The following is a 25,428-nucleotide window of genomic DNA, read 5'->3' on the forward strand; positions in this document are numbered from 1 at the left end:
CATGTCAGCAAGCCCAAGCAGTTCATCAGGAAGAACGTGGATCTATCCGCGCATCATCAAAGGAAAACTCTACCAGTACCGTTCTGCCGTTAGTTACTTTTTTCTGGCGCTGCTTTTTGCAGCACCATTCCTTAAATTAAACGGCGAACAGCTGATCTTACTGAACGTACTGGAGCGAAAATTTGTGTTCTTCGGAATTATCTTCTGGCCACAGGATTTCTACCTCTTTGTATTGGGCTTGCTCACTTTCATCGTATTTATTGTACTCTTTACCGTCGTCTTTGGAAGAGTATTTTGTGGATGGGCTTGTCCGCAAACCATATTCCTGGAAATGGTATTCCGTAAAATCGAAAACTGGATCGAAGGCGATTACCTGAAACAGAAAAAACTGGATGAATCTCCCCTCACCTGGGATAAGCTGTATAAAAAAACACTTAAACACTTTATATTTTTCTTCATCTCCTTTTTTATCGCTAACATCTTTCTGGCCTATATTATAGGTACAGCAGCCTTAATCACCATCATTACCGAACCGGTTAGCCTGCACCTGTCGGGATTTATTTCCATCAGTATTTTTACCATCCTTTTTTACCTGGTCTTTTCCAGAATGCGCGAGCTGGTGTGTACTGTTGCCTGTCCATATGGTCGCTTACAAGGCGTCTTGCTCGATAACAAAAGTATCATTGTCGCTTATGATTATGTGCGCGGTGAGCCTCGTGGCAAAAGGGTAAAAGACGAAGAAAACAAGGTAGGCGATTGTATTGACTGCAAGTTATGTGTACATGTTTGCCCTACCGGAATAGACATCAGAAACGGCACCCAGATGGAATGTGTAAACTGTACCGCCTGTATTGATGCCTGCGACATGGTGATGGAAAAAATTAATCGTCCTTTACGTTTAATCGGATTTAAATCTGAAGACGAAATTAAAAACAGCCAGCCTTTCAAATTAAGCAACAGAATTTATGGTTACAGTGCCGTTTTGCTGGTGCTCATGACCGTGTTAACCTACTTGATGCTTAGCCGCAGCGACGTTAAAACTACGGTGCTCCGGGCAAGTGGAACCCTTTATCAGCTACGCGATAAAGAGAAAACGGTGACCAACCTCTACAATGCAGAGTTAATTAACAAAACCAGTGGCGACCTTAAATTTGAAATTGTACCGGATGATCAACTTGCGAAAATCCAATACATCCAGAAAGAAGATCAGCTTAGTTATGGCGGACAAGCGAAACTTACCTTTTTCGTGATCATGCCACAGCAAAATATCAAAAAATATAAAACGGAGATCAGCTTTAAACTGATGTCGGGCGGCAAAGTAATAGACCGCTTCAGCACCACTTTTATTGCACCACCAAACGAATAAAAACATGAATTGGGGATATAAAATAGCATTGGGATTAGGCGTATTCATGACTTTTATCATGGTACTTGCCTATTTAATGATGACCAGTAAAAATGACGACCTGGTTGATGCCGACTATTACGAAAAAGGCATCAATTACAATGTGGAGTATCAGAAAAAAGCAGCTGTGTTACGCGATGGAACAACACCTAGTGTAGTTATTGCAGACCAGCAGCTCACCCTTACCTTCAGTCAGCAGGCTACAGGAAGCATCAGATTGATTAGAACAGCAGATAAAACCCTGGATAGAACCATGGTCCTGAAAACAGATAGCCTGAACCAATTTAGCATCCCTATAGAAGGGGTAGCCCCTGGACTTTGGAAACTACAGGTTAATTGGATCAGTGAAGGTGAGAATTATTTATACGAAAAGGAGGTGATGTTATAATGAGCGATCAATACCTGGCTTTCATGATTGGCCTGTTGGGAAGTGTACATTGTATTGGCATGTGCGGCCCACTGGCTTTTGCAGTGCCTTCTTTAAAACCTGGCCTTGGGCATGTAGTGCTAGACAAAGTGATGTACCAGGCTGGCCGTATCATATCGTATTGCGTTTTAGGAGTAATAATCGGTTTAATAGGCCGCCAAATATGGATGTCGGGCCTGCAACAAGGGATTAGCATTTTCACAGGTGTATTAATCATTGCTGCTGCTTGTTCCAGAATTTTTAAGTTTTCGGTTTCCGGTGGCGGCTCTTTCCTGCTTCAGCCATTTAACAAACTGTTTGGGTATGCCTTAAAAAATAAAGCCAATCACTTAATTATTGGAATGATCAATGGACTTTTGCCTTGTGGCTTTGTGTACCTGGCCCTGGCTGGCGCATTAAATACAGGCAATGTACAACTTGCGGTAGGTTATATGTTTTGGTTCGGCGTAGGTACCGCACCCCTTATGCTGTTGGCTACCATCGGTATGGGATTTACCGGAACCCTGGTTCGTCAGCGCATCAATAAGGTTATTCCCTTTATGATGCTCTTTCTGGGTTGCTGGTTTTTATTACGGGGTATGAATTTAGATATCCCTTATGTAAGTCCGGCTAAACAAACCACTAGTGTGGCCGAATGTGGATAACCCACATTTAATCGGCCATACTAAATAACGGTGTAGTGGGTTGGTTGCGCCATAAACGGGCATCCAGGGTCATACATATATTTCTTAAAAAACGCTTTCCTTTTTCTGTAACCTTCAAACTGCTTGCTTCTATCGCTACTAATCCATCAAGCGCCAATAATTCCATTCGCTCTAGTCCTTCATAAAAATCAGGATGTTGTTCGGTTGGCAATTCCCATGATGTTTCGCCTTTACACATGATGTTCAGGATATGCTGACGTAATATTAAATCGGTTTCATCTAAGATATGGCCTTTAAATACAGGGATCTCTCCCGCATTCACCAATGCAGTGTATTCCTCCACCTTTTTAACGTTCTGCGCAAAACCAGTCCAGGTATCACTTATGGATGATACGCCTAAACCAATCATCAGGCGACTATATTGGTGGGTATAACCCATAAAGTTACGGTGTAAACTCCCTTCTTCTGCAGCTGTATACAAGGTATCGCTGGTTAGCGTAAAGTGATCCATACCTACTTCGGTGTAACCACCAGCTTTCAATAGCTCCCGCCCTGTTTCATAAAGCTGTTGCTTTAAAGCTGCCGACGGCAAGTCTTTTTCGGTATACCTTCTTTGTCCGGGTTTAACCCAGGGCACATGTGCATAACTGTAATAGGCAATACGGTCTGGTTTCAGTTGTATGACCGATGCGATGGTTTCCTGCAGACCTTCCAGGGTTTGCAGGGGCAAACCATAAATAAGGTCGTAGTTTACTGAAGTATAACCGGCGGCTCTGGCCAGCTGGGTAGCAATTTCCACTTCACCATAACTTTGAATGCGGTTAATAATCAACTGCACCCTGGGGTCAAAATCCTGTATTCCCAGGCTCAGTCGTTTAAAACCTAAATCATATAAAGTATCCAGGTGGTCTTTACGGGTATTGCCAGGATGGCCTTCAAAACTAAATTCGGCATCGGGATGGCGATCTGCCAGGGCAAAAATGCCGTCGATTAACAGCCTAAGGTTATCTGCACTAAAAAATGTCGGCGTACCACCGCCCAGGTGCAATTCTTTAATGAGTGGCCTGTCTTTAAACAAAGCAACGTAATGCGACCATTCTTTTAAAACAGTAGCAATATAGGGTTCTTCAACTTTATGATTTACGGTAATTCTGGTGTTGCAGCCACAATAGGTACACAAGCTTTCACAAAATGGAAGGTGGATGTATACACTAATGCCATCACTGGCATTGCTCTGGTTAAAAGTGCTAACCACTGCATTTGCCCAGTTTTCCCGATTAAATGTTGCCTCATCCCAATATGGAACTGTTGGATAACTGGTGTAGCGGGGTGCCGCCACATTATATTTCTGTATTAATGATTTAGTGTTCATGATCTGTATTTAATGGTCCACAACAACTTGCCGAACAGATACATGCCGAACCTAAACAACGATTTCCCTGCCATTTATCCAGGTTGTTGATGGTTTCTGCAGCTAATGCGGTTAACAAAGGTTCGTTAGAAAGTTGGTCTATACAAGCCGCTGGCACATAGGCCAGCTTGATCTGCCTTTTTTCGGCAGCCTGCTCATCAATATGATGGGTAGAAGTAGATCGGGTAGTAATGTATTTAATACCTAGGTCAGCAAGCATGTTAATCACCCTGGCATTAACCACATCGCCATCGTAAACAATGACGGCCTCTTTTCCCTGCGCATAAATAGCAGTAGCCTCACTCAAAGCATTAGAAATTAAAGTGATTTCATGCTTTTTTCGGTTGGCGATGGCCAGTGGCTCTTTTTCAGAAGATTTTATACTATAGGCTACTACTCTCATGCTTGATCTTTTAATGATCAAAAATAAAGAGACCGCCTCAAAAAGGGAATGCGTTACATCAATAAGAAATATGATGCTGATCAGTTTTTCATTTGCTGCAACCGCTTAAAGTCCATAATCTGAATCTGGCTTCCTTTTCTTTCAATGATACTCTCCTCTTTAAAGTCGCTCAATATGCGACTCACGGTTTCTGTAGCCATGCCTGCAAGGGCAGCCAGGTTATCGCGCGAAACCTTCAAGACCACTGGTTCACCTGATTTTTCTTGTTTTGCCAAACGAATTAAAACTTCTGATAATCGTTTCCTCACCGAATGATAGGCCAGCTGCATCAATTGCTCCTCTTTATCGAGCAGGTGGTTGGAAAGTATTTTAATAAACTTACGGCCCAGGTCTGGATACTGATTTAACAGTTCTTCCATCATCTCTTTAGGCAATAAACAAATGGTGGTATCTTCCAAGGCCTCTGCCGTTTCTGCATAGGGCTCCTGAAGCAATAAACTGGTAATTCCAAAATATTCTTCCTCGCCATAGATTCCAGTCATTAATTGGCGCCCGTCCTCATTGAGCTTCACGGTTTTTACCTTTCCCTGGATCACCAGAAAAATGCCCGTCACATGATCACCTTCGTAATATATAACTTGTTTCTTTTTAATCTGGCGTACCTTACGTTCGGCCACTAACTTTTGAAGGGCATTTAAACCGGTGGTATTTCCAATCAGTCCGCTCAATTGCTCCAAAGATTTACTATAAAAAGCTTTTTGTTTGTCTTTTTTAACCAACCTGCTTTCTATGGCATTCAGCAATTCCACATCATCGAATGGTTTGGTCAGGTAATCATCTGCGCCCATTTCCATCCCTTTGCGCATATCAATACGCTCGGCTTTGGCTGTCAGGAAAATAAAAGGTGTCGATGAAGTCTGCGGGTTTTTATTAAGTAGGTACAACACCCCGTAGCCATCCAATTCGGGCATCATGATGTCGCAGAGAATAAGATCAGGCAAATGGGTAGTAGCCAGTTCTACCCCTATCTTCCCATTTTTAGCTTCCATCACTTCGTAGTCTGCCAGCATCAGAATTTCTGCCGTACTTTCTCTGATGTCGTTGTTATCCTCTATAATCAGTATTTTTATTTTACTCATCTATATTTGAAAAGAAAGTATAAAAGTTGTTCCTTTATTAATAGTGCTTTCAAAATGAACTTTTCCATTCATCAGGGTAGCATAGCGCAGCACAATGTTTAATCCAAGTCCCGTACCTGGAATATTACCGGTATTATTGGCCCTAAAAAACGGCTCGAATAAATAAACCTGTTCCGTTTCTGGTATCCCGATACCATTATCTTTAACCGTAATCAAATACTGGCTGTCGGTAATTTCGGTATTAAATTCTATAAATGTGTTTTCTCCCGAATATTTTATGGCATTGCTGATCAGGTTAATCATGCAGTTTCGCAACAAGTTCTGGTCCAACTTGACGATGCTTTGAATGCCCGTATGCTGGTAAATAATATTTTGATCCTGCTTGGCAATCATTTGCATTTCTTCGGTCACTTCCTCCGAAAATGTAACCACATCAAAATTGCCAAAGGTAGGTTCTACATTGCCCGCTTCCAGGCGTTCTAAGGATAAAAAATCATTTAAAATGGTAGTCAGGTTTCCTACTGCATTTTTTATCTTGCCAACATGTTTTGTAATATTAGGGTTTTGAAAGGGTTGGGCATATTTTTCAATGAGCGAAGCAGAAAGTTGCACTGAACTTAAGGGGGTGCGAAATTCATGTGAAGCCATAGACACGAAGCGGCTTTTCATTTGGTTAAGTTCTTTTTCTTTGACCAGCGACAAACTTACTTCTTCTTTTGCTTCTTTTAGGGCGACCACTGTTTTCTTTAACGAACGGGTACGCTCTTCTACCAACTCTTCCAGTTCAGCGGCATATTCGCGTAAACGCTCTTCTGCTTCTTTTTCTTTCGATAAATCGTGAATAAAACCGGTATAGATAATTCGATCTAAGTATTGAACTTCGCTTACCGCCAGCCGGAAAGGAAATGTTGAACCATTTTTTCTCAGGCCCCGCACCTCACGCCCAATACCGATAATGCGTTTTTCGCCTGTGTGCTGGTAGCGATGCAGGTAACCATCATGTGCACTTTTATCGGGCTCAGGCATTAATACACTGATGTTCCTGCCAATCACCTCCTCCTCATCATAACCAAAAAGCTTCAAAGCTGCAGGATTGATGCTTTCGATGACACCTCTGGTATCAATCGTAAGTATCCCATCAATGGCATTATCGATAATTGCCTTTAAAAGCTTCCCTTTTTCCATACTTCGATTTTTACAAATATAAAGTATTTATTGGGCTTAATTTCGGTTGACAACAGTGCTTCTACATCCTCATTTTCAATATGCCCCTTCAGAAATAGGCATGAGACTAGCAAAGTGATACCTGTAGACTTACAAACTTCAGAGAAGAATATAATGCATTTTACCTAAACAATAATTAAATTCATCCAACGGCTTTGGTTTTAATGCAAAAATCGTAAAATTCACTTGGCACCCTGACACATTAGGGGTACATTATGCATACAGAAAGTCGATATTGAACCCTAATGAATACGGATTCACCATATAAGCAACCTAAATTTATTCAGAGCCACTGTCGAATCCCTATAAAATTTCTTTATAATTAAACCTCACATAATAAACAGATTCAAACCGGTAACACACCCGCGTTTAGCCTCAAAACCGCTTAGCCTCACTGTAGCGAAGGACATAAAATGATGTGACGCTGGTCATGTTTTTACGTCATTTTTGTATGCTACTTTGTGGTCATTAATGATTATTTTCAACATGACACATACTTTTCACATCCCCGTTCTCGGTTTAGGTTATTCTATTGACACCCCTTTAAAGGTTGCTAAATATGGCATTTCTTCTGTCGTTTCTATTGTTGATGACGAGCTAACAGAACGGATGCGGAAATTCCATGCAGAACAAAATCATATCCCCTACATCCCAATCTCTATAAAGGAAGAGGACAGTCGTGCAAAAAGGATCACTGCCTACCTTAATTTATTACAGCAAGTAGTGAACAATCAAATTGCCGACATCAAAGCGCAGGACTTTAGGGCGGATAGCGAATTGACAAAATACTTTCAATTGTTGCCAGAAACGGCTGCATTGAAAAAACGTTATCAGGAGGCATTGCTTTTACCAGATACTGAACGTGAAGCCCTGCTTGAGGTGCTAAAAACCCAAGTCACTGCTGGTTCCATCGATGTGAACATCATGTCGAAAGTTGACAAGAACAATGTGAACAGCCAAAACGAACCTTTAGGTGACGACTATTCAGATGCGCTTGCCGCTATGCGTGGTTTTACAGATAGTAACCTGGAGGCCTCCATCATCATATCTGCAGGGCTTAATCCTCGTTTGTTTGCTTATATGGAGCGCTGCCCGGCATTTTTCCCGCAAGATGGGGTGCCTGTAAAAAAGATTATATTAAAAGTGAGTGATTATCGCTCTGCTTATATTCAGGCAAAAATGTTGGCAAAACGAGGTTTATGGATCGCTGAATTCAGGGTAGAATCAGGTTTAAACTGCGGAGGGCATGCTTTTGCAACCGATGGTTTTCTGATGGGTCCAATATTAGAAGAATTTAAACAAAAAAGATCTGCGCTTGCCGAAGAGCTATGGTCAATTTATACGCAGGCATTAGAAAGTAAAGGATTAACAACGGCTACACGCCCTATACAACAGATTACTGTGCAAGGCGGCATAGGTACAGCCGAAGAGCATGATTTTTTGCTTAAGCATTACCAGTTAGATGCTGCAGGCTGGGGAAGTCCGTTTTTACTGGTTCCTGAAGCCACAAATGTCGATGAACAAACTTTAGATGCCTTAATTACGGCCGAAGAAAAAGACTTTTACCTAAGCAACTCTTCACCGTTGGGCGTATTATTCAACAATTTCTCCAAGAGCAGTGCCGAAACCCTGCGCCTGGAGCGCATTGCTAAAGGCCGGCCAGGAAGTCCTTGTAAAAAGAAGTTTTTGGTGAGCAATACTGAATTCACCAGCGAGCCGATTTGTACCGCCTCCAGGAAATACCAGCACCTAAAAACTGAGCAATTAAAGACCCTGGATCTTGCAGAAGCGGAATACCAGCGCCAATATGATGCCGTATTAGAAAAAGTGTGTTTATGCGAAGGTTTATGTGCTTCTACCTATTTAAAGAACCATATGCTTAAGCCGAAAGAAAGTACTGCGGTAAGCATTTGCCCGGGGCCAAATCTTGCGTATTTCTCCGGAAAATATACGTTACCAGAAATGATTAACCACATTTACGGTCGCGTAAACCTGCTGGCCGAAGTAAATAGGCCAAACCTGTTTATTAATGAACTGCACCTATATCTTGACTATCTGAAAAAAGACATGGCCTTACATATGGACAACCTAAATGACAAAAAAGCCAAATATTTTAACAAGTTTAGTCAGCAATTACAAGAAGGCATCAACTATTATAAGAACCTGGTGCCGGAATTAAAGCTACAAACACAACAAGCGGTACAGGAAATACAACAACAACTGGCACAAGCAGAACTTGCCTTAAGCAAATTAGCTACGCGCTAAGGTCGCTCCAACTCATTAAATCCATCACCCGCTTAAATTCATCCTGAAGCGGAGCATGGAGCTGGATTTTCTCGCCAGTTACCGGGTGCAGAAACTCCAGTTCCGATGCATGGAGCAACATGGTGGTCATTTCCCATTGCTCTTTAAAAAACCTGTTTTGTTTATTACAGCCATGCTTGCGGTCGCCTATAATAGGATAAAATATATGCGCAAAGTGTTTTCTCAACTGGTGCATACGGCCTGTAGTTGGCGCAGCTTCTACAAAAGAATAACGGCTGGTTTCATGTTTACCGAATGCCACGTTAAGCTCAGCGCGGGCAAGGGTTTTAAAAGAGGTAAATGATTCCTGCACTACCCCATTATCATTGGTTAAAGGATAGTCGATATCCAGGCTGTCGGGCGCATACCCCCTCAACACGGCCTTATAGCGTTTCTGTACCAGGCCTTCCTGAAATTGTTTGTGCATGGCAATTTCTACATCTTTTTCAAAAGCAAACAGCAGTAAACCTCCTGTTTTCCGATCTAAACGATGTACCGGACTTACCCGACGGTTGATTTGATCCCTTAATAGCTGCAAAGCAAACTCCTTTGCATCGTTAGCGATTACCGAGCGGTGCACCAATAAGCCGTGTGGTTTATTGATAGCAATTAAATGTTCGTCCTGGTAAACAATTTCAAGCATATATTTTTTTGCCGAAGATAACATTTGTAAACTTAACCTATATTTACAAGAGCATTAAAAACCGCGAATCTTGATCATTACTGTACAGACCACCTTGCTTAAAGAAAATGCCGACAACCAATTCATCTTTAAAATCCTCAACCAGAAGTTATTGGAAAAAGCCGCGGAGCTCCAGCATTTTAGTCTGCGCCATTTGGAATATATAGACCCTATTTATGACGATGTGGTCATTTATATTACCTATAACGAGAAAAACCAGTTACGCTGGTACATTGCCAATGACGTGACAGCCGACATCACAACGCTCATCAACAAGGAAATGAATAAATTAGGCTTGCAGCTGCTGACTTAACCTATTCGCCGACCGCAAATCAACACTGAACTGTTCGTACAAAGTAACTGTTGGATCATCTTTTACAGCATGCGCCATGGTGTAATATTCGCAGGTCAAAACAAATGATTGTTCCGTTTTCTCTAGGATAATTTTTAAAAACCCATGCTGACTCAAACTGTAGTTCAGCAGTTCTACGCCATCAAAAAGCGGTAGGTCTGCTGTAAAATTGCGATCGGCTACAGTAGCCAGGGTATGTAACTCATCAAATCCACCAGCCCCGGCCACAACGAAAGGAATGCTCCTATTGTTGGGATACGTTTTTAAAAAATGCTGGTAATTATGTACATGGCCGCTAAATACAATATCTGGCCAAACACCTGCTTCTTCAAAAGCACCTTCTAAAAAGGTAATCATAGCTACACTGGAACCATGGTTAGTATCGGCTGAGTAAGGCGAATGGTGTAAACAAACAATCACTGCTTTCTCTTCATTCATTTCTCCGGCACGGATTAATTCTTTGATAAACCAATCTCTTTGTTCTGTACTGATGTAACCAAATTTTGGCACATTACTATACAGGCCAATAATCGTTGCCAATTCGGTATTTAGTGTCCAGTAGATGTTAGGCTGGTGTTGGTTTTTACGTTGTACGTTCCCTGAAAAATAATGATCACCTTCGCGTTTTTCACAAAAAACGGACGTAAAAGCATCCAGGCTTTGATAAGGAATGGGGTTATTGGGATTTATATCAGCATCATGGTTACCTGCAATAGCATAAATTGGTGCAGGATAACTTTTATAAGGCTCAAAAAATTGCAGTTCATACTGTTCCTTTTCTCCAAAGTGATAAACAATATCGCCCAGGTGGTACAAAAACTGACTTGCAGGGTCGCCTTCGGTCACTTGTTTACCCATTTGTTCGGCGATTTGCTTTTGGAATGCTGGCGACTTGATGCCACCGGTATCGCCCACCATATTAAACACCAGGCGATTGCTGTTCTGGTCGGCATTGGGCGTAGGCAGGTTCAGGTGATAAGGATAGTTCCCTACTGGAGCTGGCAAGGGTAGAATCTTAAAATTATCGTCTGGAACGCCTTTTTTTAAAACCGGTTTAGGGCTGAAGTTTTTAACTGTTAACATATTAATTCAAATTTAATCAACACAATTCAATCTAAAACCATATCCATGTTAAATTTGCATATTGTTTAACTGAAAGACAGCAAAAGCAGGCACCCTCCGATAGGCTATTCTTTATTCACCACCAGTAATATAGGTAGGTAATACCGTAATCTGTATAGGTATAAATCACTGCATATTTTGGACTTTTGTTGACAGAAATTCGTTGGCAAACAGGCCAGCTGTAATTTTTAATCTGCCCCTAATCATAAATACCATGGAAAAGAACAATAGAAGAGATTTCTTAAAAAGCGGAGCCGTATTAGGTTCTGCCTTGCTCACTACCTCAGCATTTAGTGCTATGGGATGCAACGGTACCCCAAATACGGAAAGCAAGAACTCATTAACGATAGCTAAAACCAGGAAACTAGGCTCCGGAGCGCACAGTTTAGAAGTGTCTGCCCTTGGCCTGGGCTGTATGGGAATGAGCTATCACAGAAGTTTTATTCCCGACAAAAAAGCAATGATCGCATTGATTAGAAAAGCGCCTGATCTAGGTGTCAATTTTTTTGATACTGCCGAAGCTTATGGGCCACTCCTCAATGAAGAATTAGTAGGTGAAGCATTGGAACCATTTAGAAAGGATATTATTGTGGCGACCAAGTTCGGATTTATTGAAGGCAAACCAAGCCTTGGCCTGGACAGCAGTCCGAAAAGGATAAGAAAGGTGGTTGAACATTCCTTAAAGAGTTTACGTACAGATTATATTGATTTATTATACCAACACCGGGTTGACCCAAACATACCTATAGAAGATGTAGCGGGAACTGTAAGCGACCTCATCAAAGAAGGGAAGGTAAAGCATTTTGGTATGAGTGAAGCAAGTGCTGAGCATATCCGTAAGGCGCATGCAGTGCAGCCGGTAACCGCTTTGCAGAGCGAATATTCGCTTATGACCAGAGGTCCGGAGAACGATGTCATTAAAGTATGCGAAGAATTGGGCATTGGCTTTGTTCCCTATAGTCCATTGAGCCGTGGCCTACTTACCGGATACATCAATGAACGCACTAAATACCAAGCAAATAATGATAACAGAGGCACTTTACCACGGTATCAGCCAGGGGCAATCATCGCCAATTGGCCGTTAATAGATATTTTAAAAGAGTTCGGAGATCATCGTGGCCTCAGCGTAGCACAAGTAGCCCTGGCCTGGCTGTTAGCGCAAAAACCCTTTATAGTTCCTATTCCCGGCACGACCAAGTTAGCACATTTACAAGAAAATATGTGGGCAGCAAACTATGAATTCAATGAAAACGAGTTGAAAAAATTGACCACTGATCTTTCAAAGATTCAAATTGTTGGCAAACGATACGTTGGACAATCGGCAGAACAGACTAAAAAATAATAAGCTTAATGATTTTCATTTTTAACCGTCGCCTGTTAAAGCATAAACGCTTTTAATGCCGGTTTTGCGTAATCACCCCAGCTTTTCAAGGCATCGGTAAGGTAGGTATTAAAACCTTTCAAATCCATGGCTTTTCCTTTAGCAGGTGCAACAAGCGTGTTCGCTGGCACCGCAGCATCTGTAACTTTTGTTGCAAACCAGGTCATATTTTCATGCGGCAGTGCTACGCCAAGAATCATTCCTGGCAACCCTGAAAAGGATTCAGGACCACCAGATACAGGGATCTGATCAGTGTAAAAGGCGACAACATAAATGGAATCCAGCATGATGGCATTGGCCCTCCGGCAGTTATAACCTGCTATTTCGCGCATTTCATCGGTGATTTTCCAGGTAATTTTCCTTGTCGAATCTTTAACCAGGAAGGTGTCTTCGTACACTAATTTCTGACTGGTGGTTAGACCTGTGGATAGATCAGTATAAACGGTGTTATTCTGATTGGCAGCCGGTTCATTGCCGAAAAATCCGCCAGATGCCGTTTCCTTGGTGGCCAAGGGCATAAAAAGCGTTTTGTCGGCACCGAACTTCATAGTGCTTTTCAGTGCCTTAAATTGTGGCTGCGACTTTTTATAAGCTTCAAATGCCTGTTGATAAAAACTATTATTCATGCTTGAAATATTCCTTTTAATCAGGGCATGCATGTTTACCGTTTTAGTGTATTCAATGACACCTTCGGTAGGAAAACGAACATTTTGCGAGAAAGCAGTGTTCACCGCGATGATCAACAAAAAAGTGCTAAGGGTATATCTAAAGTTCATCATGATTATTTTTGTGTTGGCGCTCCGCCCATTTTGTTAAAATCCCAAACCAGCGAAAGCATAAAGTATCTTTTGATGGTGGTGTTATTTGTTTCTGTAAACCTGTTTTCATAAGCAAAACGGCTAAATCCTTTGTTCTGGTTAAGCAGGTCTTTCCCGGATAGGGATAAGCGCAGGTTATCAGTTTTCAAGAACTTCTTGGTCAAAGAAGCATTCCAGATGAATCTTTTAAATTCATCATCAAAAGACGCTGTTGCGGCGGTATACTGGTATTCGCCATCTGTGCTTATCTCCACTTTTCCTGGCAAAAACACTTGGAAATGCCCGCTGGCATTGTATCCCCAGCCATTATTATTCAGGCTATTTTGGAGAGAGGATTCCGTCATCTGATAGTTTGGACTCCAGCGAAGGTACATGCTATATTTTTTGGCTTTATACTTATTGATGTATATCCCGCCATTGTAACTATAAGTCTTGGTTTCATTCAATTGCGTGTTCACATAATTATAATAGGTGTTGCCATTAATACTGCCATTAAAGCCAAGAAACATATCCAGAGGTTTAATTTTAAAGCCGTAATCCATGTATAAACTCAGGTTAGCAGTTTGCTTTTCGCTTAAATTTATGGATTGATAGGTGTTGATACCTGCTGAATCTGTTAGCGTATTACTAACGATAGGGTTACTGGTTAGGCTATAGGTAGCACTTAACCACAAATTACGCTGGCTTAACACCTTATAAGAATTAAAGGAGGCACTTATGCGGTTGTTAAAGGAAGGTTTAAGATTTGGATTGCCCAGGAAAACGTTCAGAGGATCTGTATTTACCCTCACCGGTTGGATTTGGTCGATGGTAGGTTGGGTTGTTCTCCCTAAATAATTTAAACGAAAAGATTTTTGTTGCGAGAACTTGTATTGGTAACTGGCCTGTGGGTTCCAGTTGACGAAGTTTCGCACCATGTGCTCACCTGTGTATACATCAAGCTGGTCGAAATTAACAGCGCTTACTTTAGTACCGAAATTGATGATTGTTTTTTCACTTTTATAGTTAAAAACGGCACCAACCTGATTAGAAAGCTGCTCCAATTTATAGTTGTTGCTAAATGCGGTATCCAGCAGGGTATATTGACCAGGCGCATTGGCATTGTAAGAGCGCCTGTCCTGATCTGTATTATTAATACCCAGTCCATAGTTTAACACCACAGAAAAGTTTGTACTAATAGGCTCTGAGTAAGTTAGGTTTGAGGTGAATACTTTAGTGGATATTTTATTCACTTTGTACTGATCAATAATACTGGTGCTGTCTAACAAACCGTTTTGGTTATAGAACCCATTTTCTGACTTCAGGAAGCCATTAGCATCTGATTCATTAATGTTTCCGCTAACATTTACGGAAACACTCCGCCCCTTTTTCTTAAACCTTTTGTTCCAGAAAGCGGTTGCTTTAAATATTTTCTCGTCCGTATCATTACTCACTTCGCGGTCACTCGTATTCAGCAGTACATCATTACCCCGGGTGCTGGTGGACTGGTAATTACTGATGGCTTCATTATTTTTTAAGGTTCCATCTACACTTACTTTTAAGGAAGAGGTAGAGTCCAGTTTTATCTCGTAGATCCCGTCGAGTTTTTGCCGAAAAGCAAAGTTGTCGAACACCTGATCAGAATTACTAATGATTAATCCGCTGGGCAGGTTATTTTGAATCCTGGTATTTTTTGCGCCAGTTACATCGAGTGATCCTATTTTATAATTGGTATTGATAGATTCTTTATCGTCATTCCATTTAGCATCGTAATGCAGTCCCCCTGTTCTGGCCACGGGAATTCCCTCCCCATTGTACCGGCCATTGAAAGATTCCAGTGCATCCTGTCCGCTGGAGATATAGATCATGCCATCGTCGTTAAATTCCATATTTGACGAAGCGCCATATTTATTGCCATCTTCCCAGCCCAGGCCCATCACACCTGTATTGCCTAGCGTACCATAACCGGAAAACTTCTTTTTACCTTTAAAGTAGTTGAACATCGCCTGTCCGGTGTAAATTTCATCGGTGGCCAACCCTACATCCACCTTTCCAAAGTACCCCTGTTTTTTGTCTTCCTTTAATTTAATGTTCAATGTTTTGTTTTGAACGCCATCATCGATACCGGTAAAGGTAGCCTGATCGCTTTTTTTATCAAACAACTGTACTTTATCAACCATATCGCCACGAATATTCTTGGTGACCAGCGTGGGGTCATCGCCAAAGAATTCCTCACCGTCGACTAACACTTTACTCACTGTTTGTCCCTGGGCAGTAATTTTACCATCCTTGTCCACCTGTATACCTGGTAACTGTTTAAGTAAGTCTTCTACTTTAGAATTAGGCTGTATGGTGAAAGCAGCGGCATTAAATTCGGTGGTATCGCCTTTGATCTTTATAGCACCAGCAGTACCCCTGATGATCACATCTTGCAGAAGTTTTGCCTTCAGTGTAAGGTTTATTTTGCCGAAATCTTTCTCGTTAGTGCCAGCATCTATTTGAAAACGGTCCACATAATCGGCATATGACGGGTAAGTAACCATTAAAATAAACGGACCAGGCTGTAAGTTACCAATATAAAAAGCACCTGAGCTACTGACCCGCGAAAAGTTAACCAGGGTAGAATCTTTGGCATTTAATACCGATACAGAGGCGTTGACAAGTTTTGTGGTGTAAGCTGTATCAACAACATATCCTTTAACGATATGGTTTTTTTGAGCATACATGGAGGTGCAGCAAAAGCTGGCAAGTAACAGAAGGAGAAGCGTTTTCATACTTGGAATATCTTATAACGAAACTAATATAAATTTTAAGCACTTAAATTATTTTAACATAATTTAACACATTTAATCCCAAAGTTAAGCGTATGCTATCGTGAACAAGGTTTCGTATATTTGATGGAGATGACGATCTTTGCGAATGATGTAATCGTGATAGCTTCATTGCGTAAAGGGAAATAAAGTATGACAGAGACAACCGCACTTAAAATTGTAGACCATCAGCTGATGCCCGGCGACAACGTAGTTATCAAATTTGTAGCTGTAGACGGACAAAAGATTACCTATCAACCTGGCCAGTTCCTGGTTTTTTCATTTATAATTAACGGTAAAGAAATTCGCAGGTCGTATTCTATCTGCAGCACGCCCTTTATGGATGAGCCTCTTACCATTGCCGTTAAATTGGTGGAAAATGGCGAGATCACCAAGTTTCTTCACCATAAAATAGGGATAGGTGATGTGCTCCAGGCGCTACAACCCAGCGGCATTTTTACTTACACACCCCTGCCCTCGTTAAAACGTACGGTGTTTTTATTTGCTGCTGGTATAGGCATTACACCCATCTATGCCATATTGAAAACTGCCCTGTTGGCAGATGAGGCTGCAAAAGTGGTATTGGTTTACAGCAATAAAACGGTAAACGACACCCTGTTTTATGAGGAGTTAAAAGTTTGGGAGCAAAATTATCCGGAACGCCTGAAAGTAATCTACATTTTTAGCGACACTAAAAACCTCCTTAAAGCACGATTGAACAATGTTCGCATCGAAAATATCGTAAACACATTTTTGGAGTATAATAAAGAAGACGCTTTGTTTTACACCTGTGGGCCCATTAATTATATGGTGCTGTGCAGAATTACCTTGCGTGCCCTTGGTTTCCCTCAGGAACAGATAAAAAGAGAAACCTACTTTATTCCGGAAGACGAAGTGGATGAGGACGACATGACGGAAAAAGCCCCGAAAGATACCAACACCTATACGGTAATGATCGACTACCAGGGCAAAACCCATCACCTGGAGGTTCCTTATTATAAAAGAATACTTGATGTGGCCTTAGATCAAAATATTAACCTGCCCTATAGTTGTAGAGCTGGAATGTGTAGTACCTGCACAGCTACCTGTACTTCAGGAGGTGTGAGGATGGAATATAATGAAGTGTTAACCGATGAAGAAATTGAAAATGGAAGGGTATTGATCTGCACCGGACATCCGACAGCCAATAATACCCATATTGTTATCGGTTAATGCGATGAACCTCGGCTTTTTTTTCCTGAAAGACATAAATCAGGTACACTAATGCAGGCAGAATAAATAAACTGCCTATTAAGAGCGCATAACCTAACAGGTCGATCGTTTTTGTTTGCCCCTGGTGTTCCAGTAGCGATAATGCCTCACCATCTTTAAATAACAGGATATTTGGAAAGTGAGAATAGGTAGCGGCAAACAAAATCATGGTGACCTGGAAACCTGCCAGCAAGCGGATCAATGCTTTGGTACCGGTTCGCAAACGGTTCAGCATGACCAACAAGGAAATACTGGCTGACACGATGGCGACTATACCTACAGGATGGCCAAATATCCAGGATAACAAAGGAATACCGGCCAGCGTAGCGGCTATAAATACCAATGCCCCTGAAAAAAACACAGCAAGGGCGGCAGCTTTTGCTTTTCTGATAAATATGTTTTTATCGGCCATATCCTTAGTCTGGCCAATTATAAATACCGCAGCAAGGTAAGCACAAATGCAAACGGTAAAAATACCCACACTTACGGAAAACCAGTTTAACCAACTGTATACATAGGCCACCAAGAAATCATTGGCATCACGGTCTATAGCCCCTGATACGGCACTAGCCGCTATGATTCCTAAAAAAAAGGGTGTAATTAAACTGGAATAAACAAAAATAGAAGAGTACAGTTTCTGCATATCATCTCTTACGGCATCGTAGTTTCTAAAAACAAATGCTGTTCCACGGGCGATAATACCCAGGAGCATACACACCAGCGGAATATGCAGGTATACAGAGACCGTGGTATAGATAACAGGAAAGCCGACAAAAAGAATGACCACAGCAATGATGAGCCACATGTGGTTAGCCTCCCAAATAGGCCCTATAGCCTCATACATTGTTTTTCTGGTCGTAGCTCTTTCCGATTTACGGGAGAATAATTCGATAATACCGGCACCAAAATCTGCTCCACCTAACAAAAGGTACAAAAGAATGGCTATCCATAAAAAAATGACAACAACGTATATCATGATTAGTGTTTTGGTTTAGTTTCTGAATCGTACAAGGTTCCCACCATGGTAATTTGGCGGTACAGGAGAAAAGTAACGATGACAAACAGCGACAGGTAGACCAGGGTGAAAAGGTAAAACGAATAGCGGATGCCTGGCATTGGTGTTAACGCATCGGCGGTACGCATGACGCCATGGATGATCCAGGGCTGCCGGCCCACTTCAGTGACCGTCCAACCGGCTTCCAGCGCAATAAAGCCTAATGGCGTGCTGAAAACAAATAATTTGAGCAGCCATTTTTGCTGCAGCCAGTTTTTCTTTTTCCATAAGGCTATAAAATATAATATGGCCAGGCCCACCATGAGCATGCCCAGGCCTACCATCACCTGGAAAGCATAATGGGTAACAGCTATGGGTGGTTGCTCGTCTTTAGGGATTCGATCCAGTCCGATGACTTCAGCATCCACATCACCATGGGCCATAAAACTCAATAAACCCGGAATCCTGATGGCGTAGTTTACGGTTTTGCTGGCCGTATCAGGGATACCTCCAATAATTAAGGGGGCATTGCTTTCGGTATGGAAATGCGCTTCCATAGCAGCAAGTTTAGCTGGTTGACGTTGGGCAACGTCTTTTGCAGAAATATCGCCACTAATGGGTTGTAAACAAGCGGCAATGGTGGCAAATATGGCTGCAATTTTAAAAGCCTTTTGGTGAAACAACACATTTTTACCTTTCAGGATCATGAGGGAATGAACACCCGCAACGGCAAAACCGGTTGATACAAAGGCAGCAATAGACATGTGTAACGCTTGCGAAAACCAGGCATCGTTAAACATGGCTGCCATGGGATCTATATTGAGGTATTGGCCATTCACATAATCAAAACCAGCCGGACTATTCATCCAGGCGTTTGCAGCGATGACAAGAATTCCAGAAGCGATGCCACTGATGCCAACAACCACACCCGTTGCCCAATGAAACCAGGGTTTAAGCCTGTTCCAACCATACAAATAAAAGCCTAACGCAATGGCCTCAATAAAAAAGGCTGTACCTTCCAGGGAAAAAGGCATCCCAAATATTGGTCCAGCATGCTCCATAAATTTTGGCCACAGCAATCCCAATTCAAATGACAGTACGGTACCTGAAACGGCCCCGGTAGCAAAAAAGATAGCTACACCTCTACTCCAGGCCTTAGTGACATCAAGATATACAGCTTTTTTAGTTTTTAACCAGATCAAGTGGGAGACCATCATAAAAAATGGCATCACCATACCAATACAGGCAAAAATAATGTGAAAACCAAGAGAAAAAGCCATCTGGAGCCTGGCGGCTAAAAGATCATCCATAAGAGCAGTTATTAAAAAAAACAAAATACGAATAAACGTTGTAATTACTATATGCAAGAAGAACCAATATACTGGCTGTTCATACTCGCTATTCCCATCGCGTGTATGTCGTGGACGGTGACTCATGAAGAAGTTTTCCGTGAGCCACGAGAGTATTGCGTAAAGCGCTCTCAAGAAGACAAGAAACTGCTTAAAAGAAAATTTTTCTACTTGTTAACCTGTGAGTATTGTTTTAGCCATTATGTAACGTTATTTATGCTGTTTATTACAGGTTACCAACTCTACCTGACCGACTGGCGGGGTTACCTGATTGCCGGTTTCTCCTTAGTATGGATTGCTAATATTTACATGAGTTTGTATAACATTATCCGCATCGACTTAAAAAAAGAGAAGATCATCACTAAAAAAGAAGAACTTGCCATTGAAGAAAAGAAAAAGGAAACCATAATTTCCTAATTTAACCATCCTAAATTTATTTATATTTTATTACAGATGACTTTGTTTAAAAAAGGAAAATTAGTCTTTACCGAAAGCCTGCAACAGGAAAACGACACGGAAACAAATGTTGCCTACTTTACCGCCAGGGCTTTGGTGGTTACTGAAGAAGATAACAAGGCCATCGGAACTATAGAAAACCTTAAAATATCAGACCTGATTTCTAAATTGTCGTGTTACTTATATGATGGCGTTAATAGTAGGGAAGCTCATAGATTATATACCTGGCCTGTTAACCTGGGTGATAACAACGCTTGGGCGGCAAGCAAAAGGGAATTTTTAGAGCAGCATGTGATGCACTTCCCCATCCGGATCCATGGCGTAGAAAATGAAAACCAGGTCACCTGGTCGTTCATCACTCCTGAGGAATTTAAGCAAACACCGGATGACCTGCAAGCCACTGCAGACTTCCAGCAGTATCTTGACCACCAGTCGGAATACTTCTTTTTAAGAAAAGAGAAAAACGATCCAAAATAATTTTTAAAGCCATACAATAAGGTGAATATAGACACGTTTATATTACCGAGAGCGTTAATTTAAGCGGGGGTATTTCGGACGGAATATCCCCGTTTTCTTTATCTACATTTTTCCAATCTATTCCCATTTTCATGTGGCTTGCCTACTCTTCGGCATAAGATTTTGGCATGACCAACCTGCTGAACCCAAATGCACATAAGACCAATAAAGCTGCCAAAGCTACCCACAGCACCTCATAACCAGCTTTTTCTGCTAGATAGAAACCTGCCGTAGGACCAACTACTTGTGCTACCGACCAGCTTAAGGTATAACCTGCTGCGTATTGACCGCGGTTAAATTCATTGCTGCGACTAATAACAAAAGTATTAATAAAGGGCAGAGAGAACATTTCGCCAAACGTGAAGATTACTGTGCAGAGTAAGGCCACAAGCAGAGGTGCCGTTTTAGGGATCAGCAATAATAAATAAGCCAAGGCAACCAATATTACCCCCACTATAATATAGTACATCGGTGTCCGCTTGTTTTCGATCTTACTGATCATCACCATTTCAAATGCTGCGATAATAAGTCCGTTGAGTCCCAACACCAGACCAATTAAAGACTCGTCCAGGTGCCATACCTCTTTAAAAAACAAAGGTACTACCCTGAACATCAGAAAAAAACATGTGGTGAACAAGGTATTTAACAAGATAAACCTGATAAAAAGCGCGTCCTGCCAGGGCATGCGTACCACGATACCTTTTAATTTATCTTTTATCGCTTTTCTATAACCTCTCACCACGGGTAACCAATAAAGAATAGCCAGCCCAGACAGTATACTTACCGTACCATCGACAATAAATAACAATTGATAGTTAAACGAGGCGATGATGCCGCCAATACTGCTCCCTACCGCCCAACCCAGGTTAACGGCCAGTCGGTTAAGGGAATAGGAACGGGTTTCGGTGCCTGGTGTGGCATAACTGGCAATAGCCGCAAAGTTGGCCGGCCTGAATGCCTCAGAGAAGAAGCTGATGACCAGGGTGAGGAAACACAGGGTTTCAAAATGCCTGATGGTAGAAAAAAAAATGAAGAGCGCACCACCTGTTAAAGTGCTAAAAATCTGTACGGTCCGGAAACCAAACATGTCCGTAAACTTACCCCCAGCTGTAGCACCTAAAATGGAGCCCAATCCGAATAAAGTAATGATTAATCCGGCATCAGATGCTGGCCGGTGTAAAAATTGGGTAACGTAGAGGCTCATAAAGGGCACCGCCATATAACTGCTGCGGTTGATGAGCATAACGATACTTAACAACCAGGTTTCCCTGCTCAGGCCGCTAAAGGATTCTTTATAAGTTGCTGCAATAACGTTAATTCCCATTGTGCCGGTGCTCCATAAAATTTGTCAATTCAGATTGCAATAATACGCGAAAAAGTAAATAAAACGCTATTTTAGCTTAATACCTGCAGTTTGCATGATACAAAACGATAGAATGAATATTCCGGAAGAAGGATACAAAGCCATTTTTTACAAAAGCAACGTAGCAAAATTAATTTTATGCGCTAATGCTCCACATTACACCATTATGGATGTAAACGATGCTTACCTGGCGTCTACCAATAGCACCCGTGAAGCTTTGATTGGCCAGCCGGTTTTCACCGTATTTCCACAAAACCCGACTGATCACATCTCTAAAAATATTGAGAGAACAATTTTTTCTTTTGAAGAGGCGATCAAAACTAAAAAAGCACACACTTTATATAAATATCGCTATGATATTCCCATATCAGGCACTAATGAATTTGAGGAGCGGTATTGGACAACAACACATACTCCGATTTTAGACGAAGCAGGAAATGTGGCCTATATTATTCATTCTCCACAAGATGTTACCGCACACCATTATCTGGAAATAAAGGCTAGAGCAGGTATAGATGCCTTAAAAAAACAAAGAAAACAATTGTATTCGGTATTTATGCAAGCGCCTGTAGGTATAGGCATCTTTATTGGGCCTGATTTTATTGTAGACATGGTTAACCCTGTCCTCAGTGCTATCTATGGAAAAACGACTGAGGAGTTACATGGTAAACCTATTTTTGATGTGTTAGCACAAGCAAAAGGAATAGGCTTTGAAGAAGCGCTTGACCGTGTACGTAAAACGGGAGAGCGTTATGAAGGCAAAAACGTCGAATTACCATTGATCAGAAATGGAATACTGGAGAAAGTTTACGTAGACTTTGCCTATCACCCTTTTTATGACGAGGATAACGCTATTACCGGCGTAATTGCTGTAGCCTCTGAAGTTACTGAGCAGGTTAGGTTTATGCATAAGCTGGAGGAAGCTGAAGAGCGTGCAAGACTTGCCGCCGACGTAGTAGACATGGGTATTTTTGACCTCAATATACTAAGCGGTGCGCTCATTACCTCTCAGCGTTTTGCAGACATTTTTGGTTTTGATGAACCGGTAAGCGGTGAAGAGTATAACAAGGTACTCCACCCTGAGGATGTGATGACCAGAAAAAAAGCACATGAATCAGCTATCGAAAATGGCAGAATGAATTATGAAGCCAGGATACTTTGGAAGGATAAATCTATACATTGGGCTCGTGTGGAAGGAAAAGTCATTTACGATAAAAAGGAAAATCCCATCCGTATTTTAGGAACCTTACTAGACATTACGGCCCAAAAAAGTGATAAAGAACAACAAATGAAATTGATAACCCTGGTAGAAAATGGGGTAGACTTAATGTCTATCCTAAACTTGGACGGTTCAAATTCATATATTAATGCCGCAGGAATCAAAATGTTAGGATTTTCTTCTTTAACACAAGCTATCAATACGCCTATTTCTGAATTTTACAGTCGGGAAGACTATGAGCTGATTCAACGCGAGGTGCTACCTGCGGTATTACGCAGGGGCATGTGGACGGGGAATATGAAAGTTATCCATAATGCCACGGGTGAAGTTTTCCCCGTATCTACCACTTGCATTCGCATTAACGATGGTTCTATGACAAAACCTATTGGTGTGGGTATTGTAATGCGGGATCTAAGGCCTGAATTGATGGCGAAACAAGCACTGGCCGACAGTGAAGAACTTTTAAGAAATATTACCTCTGCTTCTCCTACCGCTTTATGGATGTCGGATGAAGAAGGACGCATCATTTATGTTAATGAAACGTGGACAGACTGGTGCGACAATACTTTCGAAGATAACATGTGCAATGGATGGATCGATCCCATCCATGAGCAAGACCAACAACTGTTTAAATCCCGCTTCGACACCTCTATCCGGGAGCGAATAAAATTTGAAGTAGAATTTAGAATTCAAGACGCCAATGGAAAACTGCGGTGGTGCGTGGCAATTGGTGACCCCCAATACAGAGAACATGGTGTTTTTACAGGTTTTATTGGCTCTTGTACAGATATTACGGAACATAAAGATTTACAAAACCAGAAAGACAATTTCATCGGCATTGCCAGTCACGAGTTAAAAACGCCTGTAACCAGTTTAAAAGGATATACTCAAGTATTAGCACGTGTACTCAATAAAAAAGGGCTGGATATAGAAGTAAGTATGATGCACAAAATGGATGCACAGCTGAACCGCCTTACCAGTTTAATAAACGACCTGCTGGATGTAACAAAAATCAATTCGGGCAAATTGCAATATAATAGTCAGGAATTTGAAATACAGCCCATGTTAACAGAATTGGTTGAAGACCTACAGCGAACGAGCAGTAAACACCACCTGATCGAAGTATATAAGGCTACAGGTACTGTATTTGCTGACAAAGATAGGATTGAACAGGTGGTAATCAACCTGATTACAAACGCCATAAAATACTCACCTGAAGGAGACCAGGTCATCATTCGTTGTGAGCAGGTTGATCAGGAAATTGTGGTAAGTATACAAGATTTCGGCGTTGGCATTTCCAAATCAAATCAATTTAAAGTGTTTGAACAGTTTTACCGCGTAAGCGCTGAAAAGCAACATACTTTCCCCGGTGTGGGATTAGGATTGTACATTTCAGCGGAGATCATTGAACGTAGCGGTGGCCGGATCTGGGTAAACAGCGAAGAAAATAAAGGTTCCTGCTTTTATTTTTCCTTGCCCATTTATAAAGTCTGAAAAATATGTTAAACCAGTACGCATACAACCTGTTACCAGGAGAAGTTACCGCACTGGTTTAATGAATATTTGGTTATAAACCAGCATGTATAGTTTTTGCCTCTGTATGATGATGCACAATTACAGGCATTGTTTTTTTAGCAAAGCTAACCACGTCTTGTTTATTTAAATCCTGACCGTTTTTAAAAAGTTCAACCGTTTTTTGGTGTCCATCGACCATCATTTGCATATATTCTTTATCAAATGCAGCCCCGGTTAAAGTGACCAGGCGATCATACTGTTTTTTCTGTTCTGGCAGCAATTCTGTAGGCAGTAATATTCCTGCTTTTTCTGCAATGGCAGCTAACTCTTTATTGGCCTGACTATGATCTTTTATCATTTGTGCAGCGAAGGCCTTTACTTTTGTACTACTAGCTTTTTTAGTGGCCAGTTCAGCGAAAACCACTTCTAGCATACCGGATGCCCCTGCATCTTTCATGAATGCTGCACTATCATCGTCGGCATTAGATTTATTGGTAATGTTACCGGGATGGTTCTCTGTCCCTGCTTTTTTGTCGTTGTCATTGGCGTTTACATTCATGGAATCCGACTCATGGGCATCCGCCGATCTATTCTCCGGACTCTGGCATGCCTGGGCAGCACACAAAGCGAACGTCAATAAAGCTAAACTCATCTTTTTCATAGG

Annotated in this window: 22 protein-coding genes; 10 read left to right on the top strand and 12 right to left on the bottom strand. The window is 41.6% G+C overall.

Annotated elements, in window-relative coordinates:
* Nucleotide 1 precedes the first annotated feature (1 nt).
* From ccoG to IWX76_RS05620, 3 genes are read left to right on the top strand one after another with little or no spacing between them, the layout of a single operon-like run.
* The gene (gene ccoG / locus IWX76_RS05610) at nucleotides 2–1,366 is read left to right on the top strand and encodes a cytochrome c oxidase accessory protein CcoG (protein ID WP_196858870.1); all 1,365 of its coding nucleotides are present in this window, start codon (nucleotides 2–4) and stop codon (nucleotides 1,364–1,366) included.
* 4 nt (nucleotides 1,367–1,370) lie between these two features.
* Nucleotides 1,371–1,793, top strand: coding sequence for a FixH family protein (locus IWX76_RS05615; protein WP_196858871.1), 423 nt, complete (start codon nucleotides 1,371–1,373; stop codon nucleotides 1,791–1,793).
* Entirely contained in the window at nucleotides 1,793–2,476 is a 684-nt protein-coding gene (locus tag IWX76_RS05620; RefSeq protein WP_196858872.1) for a sulfite exporter TauE/SafE family protein, read from the top strand. The genes IWX76_RS05615 and IWX76_RS05620 overlap by 1 nt, the downstream gene beginning before the upstream one ends.
* A 7-nt stretch (nucleotides 2,477–2,483) precedes the next feature.
* On the opposite strand, the gene hemN is transcribed toward IWX76_RS05620, so the two are convergent.
* From hemN to IWX76_RS05640, 4 genes are all read right to left on the bottom strand, one after another.
* The gene (gene hemN, locus IWX76_RS05625; protein ID WP_196858873.1) at nucleotides 2,484–3,848 is read right to left on the bottom strand and encodes an oxygen-independent coproporphyrinogen III oxidase; all 1,365 of its coding nucleotides are present in this window, start codon (nucleotides 3,846–3,848) and stop codon (nucleotides 2,484–2,486) included.
* Complete coding sequence (locus IWX76_RS05630) at nucleotides 3,838–4,290, bottom strand: lactate dehydrogenase (protein WP_196858874.1); 453 nt, start codon at nucleotides 4,288–4,290, stop codon at nucleotides 3,838–3,840. The genes hemN and IWX76_RS05630 overlap by 11 nt, the downstream gene beginning before the upstream one ends.
* A gap of 80 nt (nucleotides 4,291–4,370) precedes the next feature.
* Nucleotides 4,371–5,429, bottom strand: a complete 1,059-nt coding sequence (locus IWX76_RS05635) for a response regulator (protein ID WP_196858875.1) — start codon at nucleotides 5,427–5,429, stop codon at nucleotides 4,371–4,373.
* On the bottom strand, nucleotides 5,430–6,614 hold the full coding sequence (locus tag IWX76_RS05640) for a PAS domain-containing sensor histidine kinase (RefSeq protein WP_196858876.1): 1,185 nt from the start codon (nucleotides 6,612–6,614) through the stop codon (nucleotides 5,430–5,432).
* Nucleotides 6,615–7,139: 525 nt separating this feature from the next.
* Here IWX76_RS05640 and IWX76_RS05645 point away from each other — a divergent pair.
* Nucleotides 7,140–8,918 (top strand): hypothetical protein, encoded by a 1,779-nt coding sequence (locus IWX76_RS05645; protein ID WP_196858877.1) that lies wholly within the window; start codon nucleotides 7,140–7,142, stop codon nucleotides 8,916–8,918.
* On the opposite strand, the gene IWX76_RS05650 is transcribed toward IWX76_RS05645, so the two are convergent.
* Nucleotides 8,908–9,600 carry a pseudouridine synthase gene (locus tag IWX76_RS05650; protein WP_196858878.1) on the bottom strand — a complete coding sequence of 231 codons (693 nt, stop codon included), beginning with the start codon at nucleotides 9,598–9,600 and terminating at the stop codon, nucleotides 8,908–8,910. The genes IWX76_RS05645 and IWX76_RS05650 overlap by 11 nt on opposite strands.
* Nucleotides 9,601–9,670: 70 nt before the next feature.
* On the opposite strand from IWX76_RS05650, the gene IWX76_RS05655 reads away from it, so the two are divergent.
* Entirely contained in the window at nucleotides 9,671–9,952 is a 282-nt protein-coding gene (locus IWX76_RS05655; RefSeq protein WP_196858879.1) for a hypothetical protein, read from the top strand.
* Here the strand turns inward: IWX76_RS05655 and IWX76_RS05660 are convergent.
* Entirely contained in the window at nucleotides 9,929–11,074 is a 1,146-nt protein-coding gene (locus tag IWX76_RS05660) for a metallophosphoesterase family protein (RefSeq protein WP_196858880.1), read from the bottom strand. The genes IWX76_RS05655 and IWX76_RS05660 overlap by 24 nt on opposite strands.
* 253 nt (nucleotides 11,075–11,327) lie before the next feature.
* Here IWX76_RS05660 and IWX76_RS05665 point away from each other — a divergent pair, with 253 nt between their 5' ends.
* On the top strand, nucleotides 11,328–12,455 hold the full coding sequence (locus IWX76_RS05665) for an aldo/keto reductase (protein WP_196858881.1): 1,128 nt from the start codon (nucleotides 11,328–11,330) through the stop codon (nucleotides 12,453–12,455).
* 35 nt (nucleotides 12,456–12,490) lie between these two features.
* On the opposite strand, the gene IWX76_RS05670 is transcribed toward IWX76_RS05665, so the two are convergent.
* A complete protein-coding gene (locus IWX76_RS05670) occupies nucleotides 12,491–13,273 on the bottom strand; it encodes a GLPGLI family protein (RefSeq protein ID WP_196858882.1) in 783 nt (260 codons plus the stop codon).
* Nucleotides 13,274–13,275: 2 nt separating this feature from the next.
* Entirely contained in the window at nucleotides 13,276–16,065 is a 2,790-nt protein-coding gene (locus tag IWX76_RS05675) for an outer membrane beta-barrel family protein (RefSeq protein ID WP_196858883.1), read from the bottom strand.
* A gap of 189 nt (nucleotides 16,066–16,254) precedes the next feature.
* Between IWX76_RS05675 and IWX76_RS05680 the strand changes: the two genes are divergently transcribed.
* Complete coding sequence (locus IWX76_RS05680) at nucleotides 16,255–17,313, top strand: 2Fe-2S iron-sulfur cluster-binding protein (RefSeq protein ID WP_196858884.1); 1,059 nt, start codon at nucleotides 16,255–16,257, stop codon at nucleotides 17,311–17,313.
* Here the strand turns inward: IWX76_RS05680 and IWX76_RS05685 are convergent.
* Together IWX76_RS05685 and IWX76_RS05690 are read right to left on the bottom strand one after the other, a co-directional pair.
* Complete coding sequence (locus IWX76_RS05685) at nucleotides 17,303–18,328, bottom strand: cytochrome d ubiquinol oxidase subunit II (RefSeq protein WP_196858885.1); 1,026 nt, start codon at nucleotides 18,326–18,328, stop codon at nucleotides 17,303–17,305. The genes IWX76_RS05680 and IWX76_RS05685 overlap by 11 nt on opposite strands.
* Before the next feature lie 2 nt (nucleotides 18,329–18,330).
* Entirely contained in the window at nucleotides 18,331–19,656 is a 1,326-nt protein-coding gene (locus IWX76_RS05690) for a cytochrome ubiquinol oxidase subunit I (RefSeq protein ID WP_196858886.1), read from the bottom strand.
* A gap of 51 nt (nucleotides 19,657–19,707) precedes the next feature.
* Between IWX76_RS05690 and IWX76_RS05695 the strand changes: the two genes are divergently transcribed.
* Nucleotides 19,708–20,112 (top strand): hypothetical protein, encoded by a 405-nt coding sequence (locus IWX76_RS05695; RefSeq protein ID WP_196858887.1) that lies wholly within the window; start codon nucleotides 19,708–19,710, stop codon nucleotides 20,110–20,112.
* 36 nt (nucleotides 20,113–20,148) lie between these two features.
* Nucleotides 20,149–20,628: a hypothetical protein gene (locus tag IWX76_RS05700; protein ID WP_196858888.1), complete on the top strand. Its 480-nt coding sequence runs from the start codon at nucleotides 20,149–20,151 to the stop codon at nucleotides 20,626–20,628.
* Between the two features lie 142 nt (nucleotides 20,629–20,770).
* Here the strand turns inward: IWX76_RS05700 and IWX76_RS05705 are convergent, their stop codons facing one another.
* Nucleotides 20,771–21,991, bottom strand: a complete 1,221-nt coding sequence (locus tag IWX76_RS05705) for an MFS transporter (RefSeq protein WP_196858889.1) — start codon at nucleotides 21,989–21,991, stop codon at nucleotides 20,771–20,773.
* A gap of 94 nt (nucleotides 21,992–22,085) precedes the next feature.
* Here IWX76_RS05705 and IWX76_RS05710 point away from each other — a divergent pair, with 94 nt between their 5' ends.
* Complete coding sequence (locus tag IWX76_RS05710) at nucleotides 22,086–24,743, top strand: PAS domain S-box protein (RefSeq protein ID WP_196858890.1); 2,658 nt, start codon at nucleotides 22,086–22,088, stop codon at nucleotides 24,741–24,743.
* 73 nt (nucleotides 24,744–24,816) lie between these two features.
* Here IWX76_RS05710 and IWX76_RS05715 read toward each other — a convergent pair whose 3' ends face one another.
* Nucleotides 24,817–25,425: a DUF4142 domain-containing protein gene (locus IWX76_RS05715; RefSeq protein ID WP_196858891.1), complete on the bottom strand. Its 609-nt coding sequence runs from the start codon at nucleotides 25,423–25,425 to the stop codon at nucleotides 24,817–24,819.
* Nucleotides 25,426–25,428 lie beyond the last annotated feature (3 nt).

It is taken from the genome of Pedobacter sp. CAN_A7, from assembly GCF_015752175.1.
Taxonomy (GTDB): Bacteria; Bacteroidota; Bacteroidia; order Sphingobacteriales; family Sphingobacteriaceae; genus Pedobacter.

Bases quoted from the DNA above. Each gene is read 5' to 3' on its own strand.
- ccoG (WP_196858870.1), top strand. From the start codon at position 2: ATGTCAGCAAGCCCAAGCAGTTCATCAGGAAGAACGTGGATCTATCCG.
- IWX76_RS05615 (WP_196858871.1), top strand. From the start codon at position 1,371: ATGAATTGGGGATATAAAATAGCATTGGGATTAGGCGTATTCATGACT.
- IWX76_RS05620 (WP_196858872.1), top strand. From the start codon at position 1,793: ATGAGCGATCAATACCTGGCTTTCATGATTGGCCTGTTGGGAAGTGTA.
- hemN (WP_196858873.1), bottom strand. From the start codon at position 3,848: ATGAACACTAAATCATTAATACAGAAATATAATGTGGCGGCACCCCGC.
- IWX76_RS05630 (WP_196858874.1), bottom strand. From the start codon at position 4,290: ATGAGAGTAGTAGCCTATAGTATAAAATCTTCTGAAAAAGAGCCACTG.
- IWX76_RS05635 (WP_196858875.1), bottom strand. From the start codon at position 5,429: ATGAGTAAAATAAAAATACTGATTATAGAGGATAACAACGACATCAGA.
- IWX76_RS05640 (WP_196858876.1), bottom strand. From the start codon at position 6,614: ATGGAAAAAGGGAAGCTTTTAAAGGCAATTATCGATAATGCCATTGAT.
- IWX76_RS05645 (WP_196858877.1), top strand. From the start codon at position 7,140: ATGACACATACTTTTCACATCCCCGTTCTCGGTTTAGGTTATTCTATT.
- IWX76_RS05650 (WP_196858878.1), bottom strand. From the start codon at position 9,600: ATGCTTGAAATTGTTTACCAGGACGAACATTTAATTGCTATCAATAAA.
- IWX76_RS05660 (WP_196858880.1), bottom strand. From the start codon at position 11,074: ATGTTAACAGTTAAAAACTTCAGCCCTAAACCGGTTTTAAAAAAAGGC.
- IWX76_RS05665 (WP_196858881.1), top strand. From the start codon at position 11,328: ATGGAAAAGAACAATAGAAGAGATTTCTTAAAAAGCGGAGCCGTATTA.
- IWX76_RS05670 (WP_196858882.1), bottom strand. From the start codon at position 13,273: ATGATGAACTTTAGATATACCCTTAGCACTTTTTTGTTGATCATCGCG.
- IWX76_RS05675 (WP_196858883.1), bottom strand. From the start codon at position 16,065: ATGAAAACGCTTCTCCTTCTGTTACTTGCCAGCTTTTGCTGCACCTCC.
- IWX76_RS05680 (WP_196858884.1), top strand. From the start codon at position 16,255: ATGACAGAGACAACCGCACTTAAAATTGTAGACCATCAGCTGATGCCC.
- IWX76_RS05685 (WP_196858885.1), bottom strand. From the start codon at position 18,328: ATGATATACGTTGTTGTCATTTTTTTATGGATAGCCATTCTTTTGTAC.
- IWX76_RS05690 (WP_196858886.1), bottom strand. From the start codon at position 19,656: ATGGATGATCTTTTAGCCGCCAGGCTCCAGATGGCTTTTTCTCTTGGT.
- IWX76_RS05695 (WP_196858887.1), top strand. From the start codon at position 19,708: ATGCAAGAAGAACCAATATACTGGCTGTTCATACTCGCTATTCCCATC.
- IWX76_RS05700 (WP_196858888.1), top strand. From the start codon at position 20,149: ATGACTTTGTTTAAAAAAGGAAAATTAGTCTTTACCGAAAGCCTGCAA.
- IWX76_RS05705 (WP_196858889.1), bottom strand. From the start codon at position 21,991: ATGGGAATTAACGTTATTGCAGCAACTTATAAAGAATCCTTTAGCGGC.
- IWX76_RS05710 (WP_196858890.1), top strand. From the start codon at position 22,086: ATGATACAAAACGATAGAATGAATATTCCGGAAGAAGGATACAAAGCC.
- IWX76_RS05715 (WP_196858891.1), bottom strand. From the start codon at position 25,425: ATGAAAAAGATGAGTTTAGCTTTATTGACGTTCGCTTTGTGTGCTGCC.